This is a genomic window from Stenotrophomonas sp. CFBP 13725 (assembly GCF_014841935.1).
Lineage (GTDB): Bacteria > Pseudomonadota > Gammaproteobacteria > Xanthomonadales > Xanthomonadaceae > Stenotrophomonas.
Genome location: NZ_JACYUV010000004.1, coordinates 248756 through 266552, shown reverse-complemented (window position 1 = coordinate 266552; position 17797 = coordinate 248756). Strand labels below are relative to the sequence as shown.

The following is a 17797-nucleotide window of genomic DNA, read 5'->3' as shown; positions in this document are numbered from 1 at the left end:
ATGGGGACAGCAGCAGCTGCCATCAAGCCGCTGCGGTGGGTCGCGGTTCATCGCCTGGCCGCGACGCCCCCCGGTCAGGGGTATTCCAGCAGGTAATTCACCTGCGAGCGGACCGTGCCCGGTTGCGCTGCGCCCGTCGCATAGTAGCTGGCAAACCAGGACATGACACCGATCCCGTTGTCATCCATGAGCACGATCAACGAGTTCTCGTTACTGGCCAGATTCACGTCCTGGCGCTGCTCGTTGGTCACCACGATACTCACGTTGGACGCCTTGCCGTAATTGTCCAGCCGGCCCGCCGCGTTGGTATAGCCAGCATCGCGGAACAGCGCACGGACAGAGGTCTGGTCGCAGGGATGCTCGCCGGATCCTACTATCAGATGGAAGGGAATGGGCGTGCCGCGCCGCCCTGCAGCCGATAGGGACCGGTGCGCGATGGAAGGCAGCATCACCGTCATGTTGGGACCGGCAATCGGGACAGCCAATGGCTGCACAACGCAGGTGGGCCGGTTCACGCTGCCAGTGAACGACAACGTGCCGTGCTGAGCATGGGCCACATTTCCCAGGCCGGTAAGCGCCAAGGACAGCCATGCACCCATTTTCCTGCCCATCCACCCGCTCCATATCCATTGATCTCCTCCGGCGCCCGCTGCGTGCGCTCACGCGGAGGCGTGGAGGTGGACGGAGAGCATGGGGCCAGGTGGCTTCCGCGACAGCCCATCAAAGCGATCGCCGCAACTATTGGGGTGGATCACGTCTGAATCCGACCGTGTTCAGCTGTTATCGCTTTGGTTTCGCTGCTTTTGACGCTTGGCGCGCGGGTGCGCTGCGTCATACACCTTGGCCAGGTGCTGGAAATCCAGGTGGGTATAGATCTGCGTTGTCGCGATATCGGCGTGGCCGAGCAGTTCCTGCACCCCGCGCAGATCACCGGACGATTCCAGGATATGGCTGGCGAAACTGTGGCGCAGCATGTGCGGGTGCACATGCTTGAACAGCCCCTGGCGCTGCGCCAGCTGCTTGATCCGCACCTGTACGGCACGCTGGCTGATCGGCCCGTTGCGTCCGGGAAACACCGGCGCGGCAGGGGCATCGGGCGTTTCCATCCGCCACGCCTGCAGTGCGTCGCGCGCAGGACGACCAAAGGGCACCCGGCGTTGGCGGTTGCCCTTGCCCAGCACGGTGACCAGCCCACTGGCGAAATCAAGATCCCGCCAGGTGAGTCCGCACAGCTCGCTCAACCGCAACCCGGAGGAATAGAACAGTTCGAGCAGCGCGCGATCACGACGGCCGAGCTCGCCGTCGGTCGGCAGCTCCACCAGTTGCACCGCCTCATCGGCATCGAGTACCTGCGGCAGGCGGCGCGGCGCGCGCGGTGCTTTCAACCCGGTGGTCGGATCCACCGTCAGGCGGCCATGCTTCATCTGCCACGCATAGTAGCCACGGCAGGCTGACAGACGGCGCTGCAGGCTGGTGGCGGACAATCCACGTCGATGCTCATCGGCGATGAAGCCGCGCATCTGCTCGCCATCCAGGGCATCCACGGACACATCACGTGCATGCGCCCACTGCTGCAGCGCGGCCAGGTCACGCCGATAGGCGTCCAGCGTGTGGGCCGACATGCGTCGCTCCACCGTCATGTACTGCAGGAACGGCTGGACGGCATCCATTGCGGCGGTCAGGCCGGTTTGAACCGATGCAGTGCCACGACCAACGCCTCGCCCATCATGCGCAGGAACAAGGTGCCCATGCCCGGATAGAAGCGATTGCCATCATGGCTGCCCACGGCGATGAGTCCAACGCCCGGCAAGGGCAGCAAGGCGGTGGTCTGTATTTCTTCAGCGCGTGCGCCGTACAGCACCGCGTTCTTTTCCGGCTGCAGGCGCCCACATAGCGGCTCGCCGTCCTTCAGGCAGTCGCGGAACGGGCCGAGCAGCGGACTGTCGGCGGGAATGATCTGCAGCCACGGCGCCTGCTCCAGTCCTGCCACGGGCGTGTGCATCACCAGACGCACCAGATCGCCGTCGAAATCTTCTTCCAGCGATGCCGCCATCGCCCGCAGCGTATCGGCCACCGTGGATTGTTTCATCAGCGCGAGCGTCAACTGCTGGGTACGCACGGCAAGCCGTTCGTTGACCTGTGCGGTGTGGCCGAGATCGGCCAGGCGGCGCGACAGTTCGCGGTTCTTGTCGCGCAGCACGTCCAGCTGGTAGCTGGCCAGTGACGCAGTGGGGCCGTCGTCACGCGGCACCACCAGGGTCAGCGCCAGGTCCGGGAACTGCTTGAGGAAACCCGGATGGCGCCGCAGCCAGGAGGCGACCTCATGCGCAGCGATCTTTTCGTTGGTTCCGGTCATGCACTCCACTCCCCTTCGAAAACGAATGCGGCCGGACCGGACATGAAGACCGGCTGGCCCTCGCCGGCCCACTGGATGCGCAGGTCGCCGCCGGGCAGGCTGATGCGGGCACTGGACGTGAGCCGTCCGCGTTGCATCAGTGAAACCGCCGCCGCGCAGGCGCCACTGCCACACGCCAGGGTCTCGCCCACGCCGCGCTCGTACACACGCAAGCGCGCGTGGTCCGGCTCAAGCACCTGGGCGAAGCTGACGTTGACCGACTCCGGGAACGACGCATGGTGCTGCAGCGAGTGGCCCAGCCGTTCCACCGGGGCCGCATCGACCAGGCCGACTTCGATGACCGCGTGCGGGTTGCCCATCGACACCGCACCGAAGCGGACGGTCTCTCCCTGCAGCGGCAGCAGGTACTCGCCGCGCGGATGTGCAAAACCGATCAGCGGAATCTGCGCCGGCTCGAACACCGGCACGCCCATCTCCACTGAATAATCGCCATCGGCCAGCCTGCGCACCGGGTGCGTCGCCAGGGGACTGTCGATGGTGAACGCGTCCTCGCCGGTGTCACCGTTGCGGACCAGCCACGCCGCCACGCAGCGTGCTCCGTTGCCACATTGCTGCGAGGTGGATCCATCGGCGTTCCAGATACGGTACGACGCCACGGAGCCCGCCGCGCGCGGCGCCTCGATCGTGATGATCTGGTCGCAGCCCACGCCGGTGTGCCGGTCCGCCATCTGTGCGGCCAGCTGCGGTGACGGCGGCAACGCGCCATTGCGCAGGTCCAGCATCACGAAGTCGTTGCCTGCGCCGTGCATCTTGCTGAAACGCAGGCGGTTGCCTGCTGCCTCAGTCATTGCTGCCGCCGGTGGTGTCATCGATGGGCGATGCGACCGGGTCGGGCACGGTGCTGGGATTGCCCGCATCGGTGGGCTGGGTGGCCGGCGGCGTGGCGTCGTCGGTGGCCGGGGCATCGACCGGCTCGACCACTTCTTCCACCGGTACCGGCTTCTGCGGCAGCACCAATGGGCCCTTGTTGCCGCAGGCGCTGAGGAACAGCAGCGCGCACGCTGCCAGCGGAATCACGATGAGGTGTCGGCGGGAATTCTTCATGCGCCGAGTGTAGCGCCGAGCCATGCCCGGCGTCGCCCATCCGGGTCATGCGGCGCGTGGCGGATTCATGGTCCGGCAGGGGGCAGCGGGCGGCTCCACAGCCAGAGGCACACCACAGCCATGCTGCTGATGGAAAACCACTTGACCCAGGCGATCGGCACGCACCACAGCATGATCCCGGCACACACGGCCATGGTGATCGTCGCCATCCATTTGCCGTACCGGCTGACCGCTCCGTGTGCCTGCCAGTTGCCGATGGCCGGACCGAATCGGGGGTGCTGCAGCAGCCAGTGGTGCAGCCGCTCCGAACCGCGCGAGGCGGCCCACGCCGAGATCAGGATGAACACGGTCGTCGGCAGGCCCGGCACGAAGATGCCGACGATGCCGGTGCCCAGGCTGGCATAGGCCAGCAGCCACCACGCCCACTTGAAGCGCACCCGGCGTACAGGTACCGGGTCTGCGACGACGGCAGGACGATCAGGCGGGTTCATGCCGACAAGGATACCGGTAGTGACGGCCGTCGGCCGTCACTGACCTGCGGACGGCCAGCGGCCGTCACGACCGGCGGCCCAGTCAGGGACTGGACACATCCAGCTGGTCCAGCACGAACGCATACGATTCAGCCAGCTCCTTGTAACGCTGGAATCGACCGGACTTGCCGCCGTGGCCGGCTTCCATGTTGGTGCGGAACACGATCGGGTAAGAACCGGTGTTGTCGTCGCGCAGCTTGGCCACCCACTTGGCCGGCTCCCAGTACTGCACCTGCGAATCCCACAGTCCCGTGCCCACGAACATTGCCGGGTACGCCTGCTTCACCACGTTGTCGTACGGCGAGTACTTCAGCATGTAGTCGTAGAACGGCTTCTTCTCCGGGTTGCCCCATTCGTCGTACTCGTTGGTGGTGAGCGGAATGGTCGGGTCGAGCATGGTCGTCACCACATCGACGAACGGCACCTGCGCCACCATCACCCGATAGTCCTGCGGCGCCTGGTTGGCCACCGCGCCCATCAGCAGGCCACCGGCACTGCCGCCGGACGCCGCGACGCGATCCTTGGCGGCCCAGCCCTGCTGCACCAGCCCACGGGTGACATCGATGAAGTCGTTGAAGGTGTTCTGCTTCTTCAGCAGCTTGCCGTCCTCATACCAGTCACGACCCATTTCCTGGCCGCCACGGATGTGCGCGATGGCATACACCACGCCACGGTCGAGCAAGCTGACAGCGGTCTGGTTGAAGTACGGGTCCATCGACATGCCATAGCTGCCGTAGGCGTACTGGAACAGCGCCGCCGTGCCGTCTTTCTTGAAGCCCTTGCGGTACACCAGCGACACCGGCACCTTCACCCCGTCGCGGGCGGTGATCCACACGCGGTCGGTCTCATACTTCGACGCGTCGTAGCCGATCACCGGCTGCTGCTTGAGCTGGCGACGCTCGCCGGTCTGCGTGTTGATCTCGAACACCGTGGTCGGCGTGGTCATCGAGGTATACGCATAGCGCAGCCACGGCGTGTCGGCCTCGGTGTTGTCATCCAACCCCATGGAGTACGCCGGCTCATCGGCCTTCACGTAATCCGTGCGGCCATCCTTGAACAGCAGGCGGATGCGCTCCAGGCCATCGGAACGCTCGGCGATGGCGCTGAAGCCATCGAACAGCTCGAAGCCTTCGATGTAGACCGCCGGGTCATGCGCGATCCAGTCCTTCCACTGCGCGCGCGAGGTCGCGTCGGTGGGCGCGGTGACCAGCTTGAAGTTCTTCGCCCCGTCATTGGTGCGGATCACCCAGCGGCCGTCGAAGTGGTCCGCATCGTATTCCACCTCGCGATGGCGCGGCGCGAGCACGGTGAACGTGGTCGGATCGCTGGCCGGCGCGTAGCGCTCTTCGGAGGTGACCGTGCTGTGCAGTCCAATGGTGATGAAGCGGTCGTCGCGGGTGCGACCGATGCCCATGTAGAAGCTGTCGTCCTTCTCTTCGTACAACACCACGTCGGCGCTGGCCGGCGTACCCAGCACGTGCTTCTTCACCCGCACGGTGAGCAGCGTTTCCGGATCGTTCTCCACGTACAGCACCGTGCGGTTGTCATCTGCCCACACCACGTTGCCCGACGAACCGGTGATGACGTCGTCGAGCACCTTGCCGGTGCGCAGATCCTTGAAGCGGATGACGTACTGCCGGCGGCCCACGTCATCGTCGGCCCAGGCCAGCAGCTGGTTGTCCTGGCTGACTTCCATCGTGCCGACGCTGAAATAGCCCTTGCCGGCCGCCATCTGGTTCACGTCCAGCAGGACTTCCTCGGCGGCCTGCATGTCGCCCTTGCGCCGCGCATGGATCGGATAGTCCTGGCCGGTCTCGAAGCGGCTGTAGTACCAATAGCCGCGCTCGCGTGCCGGTACGCTGGAATCATCCTGTTTGATGCGGGCGACGATTTCCTTGTACAGCGTGTCCTGCAGCGGCTTGAGCGGTGCCACGACCTGGTCGGTGTAGGCATTCTCGGCCTGCAGATAGGCCAGCATCGCCTTGTCTTCGCGCTTGTCGTCGCGCATCCAGTAATAGTCGTCGTTGCGGGTCGCACCGAACGGGGCCTTGACCACGTGCGGTCGCTTTTCGGCATCCGGCGGGACAGGCGGGGTGGCAGCGGTGGCGGTCGTGGTCATCAGGCTCGCAAGCAACAGGCAGAGAGTAGTCTTCAAGAGGTGTGGCTCCGTACGGAAGATGCAAGGGGGCCAGATCCGTCTCCCCCCGTTGCAGCGATATGACCGCAGATCGGCGCGCAGGACAAGCCTGCCGTTGGTCACCGGCGTACCATGCGGGGCATGAGCACCCTGCCCTCTTCCCCCGCTGCGGGTCCGGCTTACAGCCGGCGCAGTCATGAAATCGCGCCCTTCCACGTGATGTCCCTGCTGGCCCGTGCACAGGCGCTGGAACAGGCGGGCCACGATGTGATCCATCTGGAAATCGGCGAGCCGGACTTCACCACGGCCGCGCCGGTGGTGCAGGCAGGCCAGGCCGCGCTGGCCGCCGGCCACACCCGCTACACCGCAGCACGCGGCCTGCCGGCACTGCGCCACGCCATCGCAGGGCACTACCGCAGCCGGTACGCGCTGGACATCGACCCGGAACGGATCCTGATAACACCGGGCGGATCCGGCGCGCTGCTGCTGGCCAGCAGCCTGCTGGTGGATCCGGGCCGGCACTGGCTGCTGGCCGATCCAGGCTATCCCTGCAATCGCCATTTCCTGCGTCTGGTGGAAGGGGCCGCGCATCTGGTGCCGGTCGGATCGGGCACGGCGTACCAGCTCACACCGGACCTGGTGGCGCAGCACTGGACGACCGACAGCGTCGGCGCCCTGGTCGCCTCGCCCGCGAATCCGACGGGTACGGTGCTGTCGGCCGAGGAACTGGCGGCGTTGTCGCACTCGCTGCACACACGCGGTGGCCACCTGGTGGTGGACGAGATCTACCACGGCCTGACGTACGGACTCGATGCGCCCAGCGTGTTGCAGGTTGACGACTCGGCCTTCGTGCTGAACAGTTTTTCCAAGTACTACGGCATGACCGGGTGGCGACTGGGCTGGCTGGTCGCCCCGCCGGCCGCCGTGCCGGAACTGGAGAAGCTGGCCCAGAATCTCTACATCAGCGCATCCAGCATCGCCCAGCACGCTGCCCTCGCCTGCTTCACCGATGAGGCGACGGCGATCTTCGAACAACGCCGCGAGGCATTCCGGGAGCGCCGCGACTTCCTGCTGCCTGCGTTGCGCTCGCTGGGTTTCCGCATCGACGTTGAGCCGCAGGGGGCGTTCTATCTCTACGCCGACGTCAGCGCGTTCACCGACGACGCGCAGGCGTTCTGCGCGCACTTCCTGGAGACCGAGCACGTGGCGTTCACTCCCGGCCTGGATTTCGGCTCGCATCGCGCCACGCAGCACGTACGCCTGGCCTATACCCAGGAAATTCCCCGGTTGCAGGAAGCAGTGGAACGCATCGCACGCGGGCTGAAGACGTTCACGGGCTGACACATGCCCGATGCCCGCGGGAGCTCCGACAGAATCCGCCGAGCACGGCTCGGCGCTACCAGGACACCACCATCCCGCCGACACCCGTGAACCGGTAGCGCCGACCCACGGTCGGCGAGCGCAGCGGCCACTTGATCTTCAGCAGAATCCGCCGAGCACGGCTCGGCGCTACCAAGACACCACCATCCCGCCGATACCCATGAACCGGTAGCGCCGACCCACGGTCGGCGAGCGCAGCGGCCGCCTGATCTTCAGCAGAATCCGCCGAGCACGGCTCGGCGCTACCGTCGCGTGTAGCGCACGAAACGGAACGCATACGGGTGGCGCGCATCTGCTGCGTGCAATTCACTTTCTGCTTCCTGCCACACCGCCGGATCAACCTCCGGAAAATGCGTATCCGCAGGCACCTCGGCTTCTACCCAGGTCAGGTACAGCGTGTCGGCCTGACCGATCAGCAGCCGGTAAATCTCACCGCCGCCGATCACACACAGTTCGGCAGCCGCTTCGTCACCGGCCACGGCCAACGCCTCATCCAACGATGCGACCGCGCGCATGCCCTCGAACGGGACCTCGCCACGACGCGTGAGCACCAGATTGGTCCGGCCGGGCAGTGCACGGCCGAGCGATTCGGCGGTCTTGCGCCCCATCAGCACCGGCTTGCCCACGGTCAGCGCCTTGAAGTGCTTCAGGTCGTCCGGCAGGTGCCACGGCAGCGCATTGCCCTGCCCGATACCGCTATTGCGGTCCAGTGCAGCAATCAGCGAAAGCCGTACCGCCGTCATACCGCGACCGGCGCCTTGATCGCCGGGTGCGGATCGTAGCCGTCGATGCGGATGTCATCGAAGCGGAAGCCGAACAGGTCGGTCACCTCGGGATTGAGCCACAGCGTGGGCAGCGGACGGGGCGCGCGGGCAAGCTGCTCGCGGGCCTGATCGTAGTGATTGGAGTACAGATGCGCATCGCCCAGCGTGTGCACGAAGTCGCCCACCCCCAGGCCGGTGGCCTGCGCCACCATATGGGTCAGCAGCGCATAGCTGGCGATATTGAAGGGCACCCCAAGAAAGATGTCACCGCTGCGCTGGTACAGCTGGCAGCTGAGCTTCCCGTCCACCACGTAGAACTGGAACAGGTTGTGACACGGCATCAGCGCCATCTGCGAGAGCTCGCCCACATTCCATGCACTCACCACCAACCGTCGTGAATCCGGGTTGCGCTTGATCTCGTCCACCAGCCACTGCATCTGGTCGATGCTGCTGCCATCGGCCGTCGCCCAACTGCGCCACTGCTTGCCGTAGATCGGCCCGAGGTCGCCGTTCTCGTCGGCCCACTCGTCCCAGATCCGTACCTGGTTGTCTTTCAGGTAGCCGATATTGGTGTCGCCCTGCAGGAACCACAGCAGCTCATGGATGATCGAACGCAGGTGCAGTTTCTTGGTGGTGACCAGCGGGAACCCCTGGTTCAGATCAAAGCGCATCTGCCAGCCGAACACGCTGCGCGTGCCGGTACCGGTGCGGTCACTCTTTTCCGTACCGTGCTCCAGCACATGCGACAACAGGTCCAGGTAGGCTTTCATGCCTTGGCTCCGGCAGAGACCGCAGGCAGTACCGGCTGCAGCACCGGCGCACGCCGCGACAACCACAGCAGCACCAGGCCGAGCGCTACCAGGGGCAGGCTGAGGATCTGCCCGCGGGTAAGCCAGTCGAAGGCCACGTAGACGCCGTTGTCAGGCATGCGGACGAACTCCACGGCGAAGCGGAACAGGCCGTACATCAGCGCGAACAGTCCGGAAATCAGATAGCGGTTGCGCGGCTTCGCCGACACTATCCACAGCACGACAAACATCACCAGCCCTTCCAGGAAGGCTTCGTACAGCTGCGAGGGATGGCGTGCGTACTGGTTCAACGCACCGGCGGCGAACTCTGCCTTCAGCGCAGCCGTGTCCAGCTGTGCCAGCGGTGCGGGCAGGCCGGTCGGGAAGACCACGCCCCAGCTGCCATCGGTGAACTTGCCCCACAGCTCATCGCCGATGAAGTTGCCGATGCGACCGAATCCGAGACCCAGCGGGACAAGCGGCGCGACGAAATCCATGGTGTCGAAGAAGTGCAGGCGATGCCGGCGCGACCACCACCAGCTGGCGCCCAGCACGCCCAGCAGGCCCCCGTGGAAGCTCATGCCGCCATCCCACACCTTGAGCAGCAGCAGGGGATTGGCCAGGAAGTCACTCAGCGCATAGAACAGCATGTAGCCCACGCGCCCGCCCACCACTACGCCGAGCATCCCGTAGAACAACAGGTCGGAGAAACCATCGGTGTTCACCCCCGGCAGGCGGCCGGCGGCGATGCGGCGCTTGCCGAGCCACCAGGCCGACGCGAAGCCAAGCAGGTACATGATGCCGTACCAGTGCACCTGGATCGGCCCCAGCGAAATGGCGATGGGGTCGATGTCGTGGAAATAGATCATGGGCAGCGCCTTGCAGAGATCGGGGTATTTTAGCGCCTGTGCTCAGCCAAGAATCTGCGGCGTGTCGGGCAGCGCATCTTCGTGTGACCGCGTGGACGGCGGAAAGTGCCCGGCCAGCAGGTCCGATACCTCGTTGATCGCCAGCACCAGCGCGGCCTCCGGATCACCGCCCTGCAGGCCCGCACGCAGGTGCGCGCAGATCGCCTGCCACTGCGTCTCCGCCACGTGCCCCTGCAGGCCACGGTCGGCGACGATCTCGATGGCGTGGTCGGCGAGCAGCAGGTAGATCAGCACGCCGTTGTTGGCGGCGGTATCCCAGGTGCGCAGGTGCGAGAACGCGCACTCGGCCGCCTGCCGTGGCGTCACCTGGCGCCACAACGCGGCGAGGGGCAGATCCGCCTCCACGGCGAACATCACCTGACCGCCATGGCGCCGCTCGCCTGCTGCGATCGCATCAGTGATCGCCTGCAACGTCGCGGCAGGAAAGGTGCGTCGCACCGAGGGAGACGCCACATGGCGCAAGGCACGCGCGATCATCACCATCCTCCCGAAGCGCCGCCGCCGCCAGAGCGGCCACCACCGCCACCCCAGCCGCCACCACCGCCGAACCCACCGCCGCCACCAAATCCACCGCCGCCGCCCCAACTGCCGCCGCCCCAACCGCCCCCGCCAGCGAAGCGCCCGGGGTGGCCGGAAGTGACGGCCATCAGCAGACCGACCAGACCGGCGATGCCGCTGGCCAGCAGCAATGAGGTGAACAGGAACGCGGCCAACGCCGCCCCGCCGCCGGCAATCAGCCCGCGCACCGGGCGCGGCAGCCGACCCAGCACGGCGCGCAGGAACGAGCCGACGAAGAAACCAATCACCACCGCGACGATCCAGCCATCGCCCCCGTTCCCACTCTGCTGGGCACGATGGCCACTGACGGGTGCCGGAAGCGGTTCTCCTTCAATGAGCCGCGCCAGCACTCCGGAAGCCTCGGTGATGCCACCTGCGTAATCCCCCGCGCGGAACGCAGGCACCAGATATTCCTGGATCACCCGGTTGGCGACGGCATCGGGAATCGCGCCCTCGAGCCCGTAACCTGGCTCGATACGCACGCGCTTGTCATTCTTTGCCACGACCAGCAGCACCCCATCGTCCACGCCCTTGCGACCCACCTGCCACTGGTCGAAGACCCGGGTGGTGTACTGGGCGATGTCTTCCGGCTGCGTGGTCGGCACGATCAGCACCTGCAACTGGCTGCCCTTGCGCTGCTGCAGCGCCGTGGCCTGCTGCACCAGTTGCTGGGTGCGGGCCGCGTCCAGTGTGCCGGTGGTATCGACCACCGGCGAGTCCAACGCGGGAATCGGCGCCAGCGCCTGAGCGTGCACGCTGCCCAGCGGCAGCCAACACAGCAGCACCAGCAACAGCGTGGTCAGGCGCATCGATCAGCTGCCCGGCTGCGGAGCGGGCTGTGCTGCCGGCTGGCGATTACCGAACTTCACTTCCGGCGCGTTGGAAATCTGCGCTTCGTTCTCCACGGTGAAGTTGGGCTTGGTCTTGTAGCCGAAGATCTTCGCGGTGATCACCTGCGGGAACGAACGGATATAGGTGTTGTAGTCCTGTACCTGCTGGATGTAGCGGCCGCGCGCGACGGTGATCCGGTTCTCGGTGCCTTCCAGCTGCGCCTGCAGGTCGCGGAAGTTCGCATCGGACTTCAGCACGGGATAGTTTTCCGTCACCACCAGCAGTCGGGACAACGCGCTGCCCAGCTCGCCCTGGGCCTGCTGGAACTGGCGCAACGAGGCCTCGTCATCTGCGTTCACGTTGACCTGGCCCACTCGCGCGCGGGCATTGGTGACCTCGGTGAGCACCGTGCGTTCCTGGTCGGCGAAGCCTTGGACCGTGTTGACCAGATTGGGCACCAGGTCGGCGCGACGCTTGTACTGGTTGAGCACTTCGGACCAGCTGGCCTTCACCGACTCATCCTTCTGCTGGATGGCGTTGTAGCCACAGCCGGACAACAGGGCGGTCAGCAGGAGCAGCGGGATGAGGCGGGTCAACAGGCGCATGGCCGGGCTCCACGGAGGTTGCGGGAAGCGGGAGCATGCCACGACGGAAGTTAATGCCGTGCTGCGATGGTCGAACGGGTGAGACCCCCTCGCGGCTGGCGCTGACAGCGGGTTACGAGCTTGGGGCCGGGCGGTGGGACGGCGCGGGGGACGGCAAAAACTGCGTCCTGCGTGCCTCGTTTCGCGCCATCCATGGCGCGGGTCCACGTCATCGCATTCGCGCTGCCGCTCCCACGCTTTGCTTCGCAAACCGTGGGCCCCGTCTCACCAGCACCCACACCCCGCCGCTTCGCGGCCGCCCCTGACTCAGGGGCTCCCTCCACCCGACGAGTTACTGCCATCGGTAGCGCCGAGCCGTGCTCGGCGAAATGTTACCGCCAACGGCCCGCTGCGCTCGCCGACCATGGGTCGGCGCTACCAAGGCACCGCCATGAACCTGTCGAAGGCGGGCGGGGTGGGTTGGCGGGGGCGTTGAGCACCATGGATGGCGCGAAACGAGGCCCGCAGGAGCGGCCTTTGCCGTCCCCCGCCAACCCACCCCGGCCCGCCGTCCCGCGGCTGTCGCCGTTGACGTTGACCTTGCTTCAAAAAGCAGGTGCCGGGCCGTTGGCCCGGCAACCTCTTTACCAGTTACCGGCACCCGGCACGTTGTGTTGCACCGCGCGGCGGCGCATCAGCAGGTTCAGCCACTCCACCAGCACCGAGAACCCCATCGCCGCGTAGATGTACGGCTTGGGTACGTGCACATCCATGCCATCCAGGATCAACACCGCACCGATCAGCAGGATGAAGGCCAACGCCAGCATCTTCACCGTCGGGTTGGCATCGATGAAACGACCGAGCGGGTTGGCGGCCAGCAACATGACGGCCACCGACAGCAGGATCGCCGCCACCATCACCGGCACATGGTCGGCAATGCCGACGGCGGTAATGACCGAATCCAGCGAGAACACGATATCGATGATCGCGATCTGCAGGATCACCATGCCGAACACGGCCGAGGCCTTGGTCGTGGTGGGATCTTCGTCTTCCCCGCCGGTGATCAGCTCGCGGATCTCCATGCCGCCCTTGATGATCAGGAACAGGCCACCCAGGATCAACACGAGATCGCGGATGGAGATGCCCATGCCGGCCACCGTGAACAGGTTGGCCTCCATGTGCGCCAGATACGCCAGGGACACCAGGAGCAGGATGCGGGTGATGCAGGCCACCGCGATGCCGAGCTTGCGCGCGAAGGGACGGCGCTCTTCCGGCAGCTTGCTGACGGCAATCGAGATGAACACCAGGTTGTCGATACCCAGCACGATTTCCAGCGCACTCAAGGTGAGCAGGGTCAACCAGACGTTCGGATCGGAGAGCAGTTCAAGATACATGGGGGGAGTCTTCGAGAAGGCAGGAAAGGGTCAGAACAGCCGGGGAACCAGGATCATCCCCCAGCACAGCAGTACATTCACCAGCAGCACGAACACCGCCGCCGAGCCCATGTCCTTGGCACGACCGGCCAGTTCGTGGATTTCGGGACCATAGCGTTCGATCACCGCTTCAATGGCGGAGTTCAGCAGCTCCATGGCCAGCACCAGCAGCAGCGAGCCGATCATCAGCACGCGCTCGACCGGGCTGTCGCCCAGCCACAGGGCCAGGGGGGCCAGCACCAACAGCAGGCATGCCTCCAGCCGGAACGAGGACTCGTGCAGCCAGGCGGCGCGTAGCCCCTGCCACGACCAGCGTGCCGCCTGCAGCATGCGCCGCGGCCCGCGCGGCATGTGTCCGAACTGGTCAGCCATGCAGCGCACCCCGTGCAGATGCACAGGCAATCAGGTCGCAACGCGGCAACCGCAGGGGCAGGAAGCGGACGATCATGGAAAACCAAGGTAGGCAGCAGGGCGCTATTTTGCCATAAGGCCGCGTGGGGCACGGGCGCGGCGAAGCGTGCGCGACGGCGGTCCCGTTATCATGCAAGGCTGCAACCCGTTGGAGCCCCTGATGAAAACCCGTCGCCGCCCACTGCTGCTTGCCCTGGCCCTCGGCCTGTCCACCACCGGCCTGGCCCATGCTTTGTCTCCCCCTGCACCGCCGCAGGTGCCCGAGCAGGTGTCCAACGTGGCCTGGGCCACCGACATGACCGAGTTCAGCAAGAACGACGCCGCGTCGCCCCCACCGCGCGGCGGCATCGAGTTCATCGGCAGCTCGTCGATCCGCATGTGGGAATCGCTGGCCGCGGACTTTCCCGGTAAACCGGTGTTCAATCGCGGCTTCGGCGGGTCCGAAGTGCGGGACAGCACCTGGTACGCCAATCGCATTGTCATCCCGTATGCGCCGTGCAAAGTGTTCCTGTATGCCGGCGACAACGATCTGAACAGTGGCCGCACCCCCGTGCAGGTGCGCGATGACGTGGTGGCCTTCGTGCAGCGTGTGCACGAGGCCCTGCCGAAGACCACGGTGGAGTACCTGTCGATCAAGCCCAGTCCGTCACGCGCGCACCTGCTGCCGGGCATCAACCAAGCCAACACATTGATCCGCGAGGCACTGTCTGCGCTGCCCAACACGGGCTACACGGACATCTACACGCCCATGCTGGGCGCTGATGGAAAGCCGGATCCGGCGCTGTTCCGCGAGGACATGTTGCACATGACGCCGGCTGGCTACGCGATCTGGACGAAGGCGATCGCACCGAAGGTACAGTGCGATGGCGTGTCCGGTTGATCCGGTAGCGCCGAGCCATGCTCGGCGAAATCCAGCAGGGCGCTGCAAACCCAACCCCGCCGCGCTGCGCGCTCGCCGAGCGTGGCGGGGCGCTACCGTGATCGTGCGCTGACAGTTCGAGAGGCCCAGAGAGACCGGTAGCGCCGAGCCGTGCTCGGCGAAATCCAGCAGGGCGCTACACACCCAACCCCGCCGCGCTGCGCGCACGCAGAGCGTGGCGCGGCGCTACCGGTCAGACGCCCGCGGCCGACTCAGCGGAAAATGATGGTGCCTTCGGTGCCCTTGCCGGGTTCGCTGGTCAGTATCACTTTCCAGCCGAAGCGGTCGCACAGGCGGCGGACGATCGACAGGCCCAGGCCGGTACCTTGCGGGCGATCAGGCTCGGCGCGATAGAACGGCTCGAAGGCCTTCGCCAGCGCTTCGGGTGACATGCCAATGCCCGTGTCGCGTACCCGCACGCGGTCCTGTTCGACAAACACGTCCACGCGGCCCTCGTCGGTGTAGTTGCAGGCGTTGCGCACCAGGTTGCTGATCACCACCTGCAGCACGCGCGGTGGACCATGCAGCTCGACCACACCGGGCGTATGCAACTCCACATGCACCGGCCGATCAACCATCAGCTCGGTGGCCGTATCCACTTCATGGCGCACCACCTCGCTGACGTCGAACATCTCCAACTGCGGATCGACGTCGGCTTCGCGCGCCAGGATGAGGAAGGCATCGATCACCGCCTCCATTTCGCGTCCAGCGCGCTGGATCCGCTGCAGGCTGCGCAGTTGGCGCGGCGAGGCGGTTTCATCGGCGAGTGCCATGTCGCTGGCGACCCGGATGACGGTCAGCGGCGTTCGCAGTTCGTGGCTGGCATCGCGGGTGAAGTTGCGCTCGCGCGCCACGTTTTCGGTCACCCTGCTGGCCAACGAATGAAGTGCAGCCGCCAGCTGGCGGGTCTCGCCCTGCATGTCGGCGGGCAGTTTCTGCGGATCCAGATCACTGGCCTGGGGCTTGCCCGGATCCCAACGCGATACACGACGGGCCAGCCAGTTCACCGGCGACACCAGACGCTTGGAGGCCCGGTAGGTCACCCAGCTGGCGCCGTACACGGCGAGCAGGGTCAACAGAACCGGCACGATGCCGAACCAGAATGCCAACAACTCCGCGCGGGAGCGCAGGAACACCAGATACAGCCGCCCCTGCGGCTGCACATCCACCCAGACCAGCTGATCATCCCGGCGCAGCTCATGGAAGCCGGCCGGCAGGTCACGCAGGTTCGCTGGCAGGTTCAGGCTGGAACGCCCGGTTTCCACCAGATAGCCACGGATGTTCTGGGTGTTGGGCGGAGGCTGCGAGGGCGATGCGTCGTGCAGCGTCCAGTAATAGGCCGCCTCCTCGCGCAACGCCGCACTGACCAGACTGTGCTTGATCACCAGCGAGACCAGCCAGGCACCGAGCAGGATGCCAAGGCTGGCCAGCACGGCCTGCAGGATGAAGGCGATACGTATCTTGCGCGGCAGGCCGTGCGGCATCGGACGGGATCACTACAGAAGATGGCCGCGCCGAGTATAGGCAGCGGGTACGTCAGCCCCCTGTGCAGGCGTGGATGGCCTGCACAGGGGGCATGACTGCGACTTCAGCCCATCGGCTGGGCGATGTCCGCGATGCGGTAACCGGCGCTCTGCACGGTGTGCAGCAGCGGGCGATCGAAGGGCTTGTCGATGATCTTGCGCAGGTTGTACAGATGGCTGCGCAGGGTGTCCGAATCCGGCAGCCCATTGCCCCATATCTCACGCTCGATTTCCTGGCGTGTCACCACGCGCGGGGATTCACGCATCAGGATGGTCAACAGACGCAGGCCGATCGGCGAAAGCTGCAGCTCGGTGCCGGCACGCGTAGCACGCATGCTCACCGGATCCAGCACCAGATCAGCGACCTTCAGCACTTCCGAACCCACCTGACGACGCTCGCGACGGATCAGGGCACGCAGACGCGCTTCCAGCTCCTGGATGGCGAACGGCTTGGTCAGATAGTCATCTGCACCGAAACCCAGGCCAGTGAGCTTGTCGTCCAGTGTGTCGCGCGCGGTCAGCATCAACACCGGCGTGGACTTGCGGGCGTCGTTGCGCAGGCGGCGGCAGACTTCGATGCCATCCAGGCGCGGCAGCATCAGGTCCAGCACGACGACGTCGTAACTGTTCTCAGCCGCCAGACGATAACCGTCCAAGCCGTCCTGGGCATAGTCGACCTCGAAACCGCGGCCTTCCAGATACTCACCGATCATCTCGGAGATATTACGGTTGTCCTCCACGACCAGAACAAGGCCGGAGGTTTCCTTCGTCTGACGCATGGTCTTCCCTCTAACTTCAGCTTTGTGAAACATGCCGGATCGAGGGTGCACGGGATGTGAAGTGCCTGCACGGTGCAGGCAACGTGTTTCAGAGCAGCGGCTGCAACAGCGGCCAGACGTTGGCCAGCACCTTGGGTTGCGCCTGCGCGGTGGGATGCAGGCCGTCAGATTGCATCATTCCGGGCTGCAGGGCCACGCCTTCCAACAGGAACGGGAGCAGCGGCACCTTGTACTGGTCGGCCAGCGCGCGATACACCGCGGCCAAGCGCTGGCGGTAGGCCGGCCCATAGTTGGGCGGCACGTCGATGCCCAGCATCAGCACCTTGGCCCCGCTTTTCTGGCTGGCCTGGATCATCTTCTCCAGGTTGCCGCGGATCTGGGCCGGGGTCAGGCCCCGCAGGGCATCGTTGCCGCCCAGGGCAAGCACCACCACCCCCGGTTTCTCGCGTGCCAGCAATCCCGGCAGCCGGGTTGCCGCGCCGGCGGTGGTTTCACCGCTCATGCTGGCATTGACCACGCGGGCTGTCGGACCCGAACGGGTGCTGAGCCGCTTGCCCAGCAGGTCCACCCAGCCGCTGCCGGCCGGGATATTGTGGGCAGCGCTGAGGCTGTCGCCGAGCACCAGCACCGGCCCGGCTTGACCTTTGGCACACGCCAGCACCGGCAACAGCAGCAACCATGCCAGCAGCATCCCCATCCGGCCCCACGGCCGGTTCTGTCCTGTAATGCGCATTGGAGTCTCCTTATCGACAGCCTGTCCCCCCGCAGCGC

At 65.8% G+C, this 17797-nt stretch carries 20 protein-coding genes; 2 read left to right on the top strand and 18 right to left on the bottom strand.

The genetic code is table 11. The features are described from left to right. Nucleotides 1-74 precede the first annotated feature (74 nt). The 7 genes from IFT65_RS09335 to IFT65_RS09305 form a co-directional block, all read right to left on the bottom strand. A complete protein-coding gene (locus IFT65_RS09335; protein ID WP_192081226.1) occupies nt 75-611 on the bottom strand; it encodes a fimbrial protein in 537 nt (178 codons plus the stop codon). A gap of 162 nt (nt 612-773) precedes the next feature. Further along, complete coding sequence (gene xerC, locus IFT65_RS09330; RefSeq protein WP_192081225.1) at nt 774-1670, bottom strand: tyrosine recombinase XerC; 897 nt, start codon at nt 1668-1670, stop codon at nt 774-776. A gap of 8 nt (nt 1671-1678) precedes the next feature. After that, a complete protein-coding gene (locus IFT65_RS09325; RefSeq protein ID WP_192081224.1) occupies nt 1679-2356 on the bottom strand; it encodes a DUF484 family protein in 678 nt (225 codons plus the stop codon). Next, nucleotides 2353-3204: a diaminopimelate epimerase gene (gene dapF / locus IFT65_RS09320; protein WP_192081223.1), complete on the bottom strand. Its 852-nt coding sequence runs from the start codon at nt 3202-3204 to the stop codon at nt 2353-2355. The genes IFT65_RS09325 and dapF overlap by 4 nt, the downstream gene beginning before the upstream one ends. Beyond that, nucleotides 3197-3460 (bottom strand): lipoprotein, encoded by a 264-nt coding sequence (locus IFT65_RS09315; RefSeq protein ID WP_192081222.1) that lies wholly within the window; start codon nt 3458-3460, stop codon nt 3197-3199. The genes dapF and IFT65_RS09315 overlap by 8 nt, the downstream gene beginning before the upstream one ends. Before the next feature lie 65 nt (nt 3461-3525). Continuing rightward, on the bottom strand, nt 3526-3951 hold the full coding sequence (locus tag IFT65_RS09310; protein WP_192081221.1) for a YbaN family protein: 426 nt from the start codon (nt 3949-3951) through the stop codon (nt 3526-3528). Between the two features lie 82 nt (nt 3952-4033). Beyond that, the gene (locus tag IFT65_RS09305; RefSeq protein ID WP_192081220.1) at nt 4034-6145 is read right to left on the bottom strand and encodes a S9 family peptidase; all 2112 of its coding nucleotides are present in this window, start codon (nt 6143-6145) and stop codon (nt 4034-4036) included. A gap of 114 nt (nt 6146-6259) precedes the next feature. Here IFT65_RS09305 and IFT65_RS09300 point away from each other — a divergent pair, with 114 nt between their 5' ends. Further along, entirely contained in the window at nt 6260-7468 is a 1209-nt protein-coding gene (locus IFT65_RS09300) for a pyridoxal phosphate-dependent aminotransferase (protein ID WP_192081219.1), read from the top strand. Between the two features lie 281 nt (nt 7469-7749). Here IFT65_RS09300 and IFT65_RS09295 read toward each other — a convergent pair whose 3' ends face one another. The 8 genes from IFT65_RS09295 to IFT65_RS09260 form a co-directional block, all read right to left on the bottom strand. Further along, nucleotides 7750-8250, bottom strand: coding sequence for a dihydrofolate reductase (locus tag IFT65_RS09295; protein ID WP_192081218.1), 501 nt, complete (start codon nt 8248-8250; stop codon nt 7750-7752). Then, nucleotides 8247-9041 carry a thymidylate synthase gene (locus IFT65_RS09290; RefSeq protein ID WP_192081217.1) on the bottom strand — a complete coding sequence of 265 codons (795 nt, stop codon included), beginning with the start codon at nt 9039-9041 and terminating at the stop codon, nt 8247-8249. Before IFT65_RS09290 ends, IFT65_RS09295 begins: the two co-directional genes overlap by 4 nt. Then, nucleotides 9038-9928: a prolipoprotein diacylglyceryl transferase gene (lgt, locus tag IFT65_RS09285; RefSeq protein WP_192081216.1), complete on the bottom strand. Its 891-nt coding sequence runs from the start codon at nt 9926-9928 to the stop codon at nt 9038-9040. The genes IFT65_RS09290 and lgt overlap by 4 nt, the downstream gene beginning before the upstream one ends. Before the next feature lie 42 nt (nt 9929-9970). Beyond that, nucleotides 9971-10465: a TPM domain-containing protein gene (locus IFT65_RS09280; protein WP_192081215.1), complete on the bottom strand. Its 495-nt coding sequence runs from the start codon at nt 10463-10465 to the stop codon at nt 9971-9973. Then, on the bottom strand, nt 10465-11355 hold the full coding sequence (locus IFT65_RS09275) for a TPM domain-containing protein (RefSeq protein ID WP_192081214.1): 891 nt from the start codon (nt 11353-11355) through the stop codon (nt 10465-10467). The genes IFT65_RS09280 and IFT65_RS09275 overlap by 1 nt, the downstream gene beginning before the upstream one ends. A 3-nt stretch (nt 11356-11358) precedes the next feature. Next, on the bottom strand, nt 11359-11982 hold the full coding sequence (locus IFT65_RS09270; RefSeq protein ID WP_188326111.1) for a LemA family protein: 624 nt from the start codon (nt 11980-11982) through the stop codon (nt 11359-11361). Between the two features lie 623 nt (nt 11983-12605). Beyond that, the gene (locus tag IFT65_RS09265) at nt 12606-13355 is read right to left on the bottom strand and encodes a TerC family protein (protein WP_192081213.1); all 750 of its coding nucleotides are present in this window, start codon (nt 13353-13355) and stop codon (nt 12606-12608) included. Between the two features lie 30 nt (nt 13356-13385). Next, entirely contained in the window at nt 13386-13766 is a 381-nt protein-coding gene (locus tag IFT65_RS09260; RefSeq protein WP_188326109.1) for a diacylglycerol kinase, read from the bottom strand. A 199-nt stretch (nt 13767-13965) separates the two neighbouring features. Here IFT65_RS09260 and IFT65_RS09255 point away from each other — a divergent pair, with 199 nt between their 5' ends. Continuing rightward, nucleotides 13966-14685 carry an SGNH/GDSL hydrolase family protein gene (locus IFT65_RS09255; protein ID WP_192081212.1) on the top strand — a complete coding sequence of 240 codons (720 nt, stop codon included), beginning with the start codon at nt 13966-13968 and terminating at the stop codon, nt 14683-14685. A 251-nt stretch (nt 14686-14936) separates the two neighbouring features. Here IFT65_RS09255 and IFT65_RS09250 read toward each other — a convergent pair whose 3' ends face one another. The 3 genes from IFT65_RS09250 to IFT65_RS09240 all read right to left on the bottom strand — a co-directional run bounded on the left by IFT65_RS09250 (nt 14937) and on the right by IFT65_RS09240 (nt 17759). Then, entirely contained in the window at nt 14937-16208 is a 1272-nt protein-coding gene (locus IFT65_RS09250; RefSeq protein ID WP_188326107.1) for a HAMP domain-containing sensor histidine kinase, read from the bottom strand. Nucleotides 16209-16312: 104 nt separating this feature from the next. Further along, complete coding sequence (locus IFT65_RS09245) at nt 16313-17026, bottom strand: response regulator transcription factor (RefSeq protein WP_042613699.1); 714 nt, start codon at nt 17024-17026, stop codon at nt 16313-16315. An 88-nt stretch (nt 17027-17114) separates the two neighbouring features. After that, nucleotides 17115-17759 carry an arylesterase gene (locus IFT65_RS09240; RefSeq protein WP_192081211.1) on the bottom strand — a complete coding sequence of 215 codons (645 nt, stop codon included), beginning with the start codon at nt 17757-17759 and terminating at the stop codon, nt 17115-17117. Nucleotides 17760-17797: the final 38 nt, after the last annotated feature.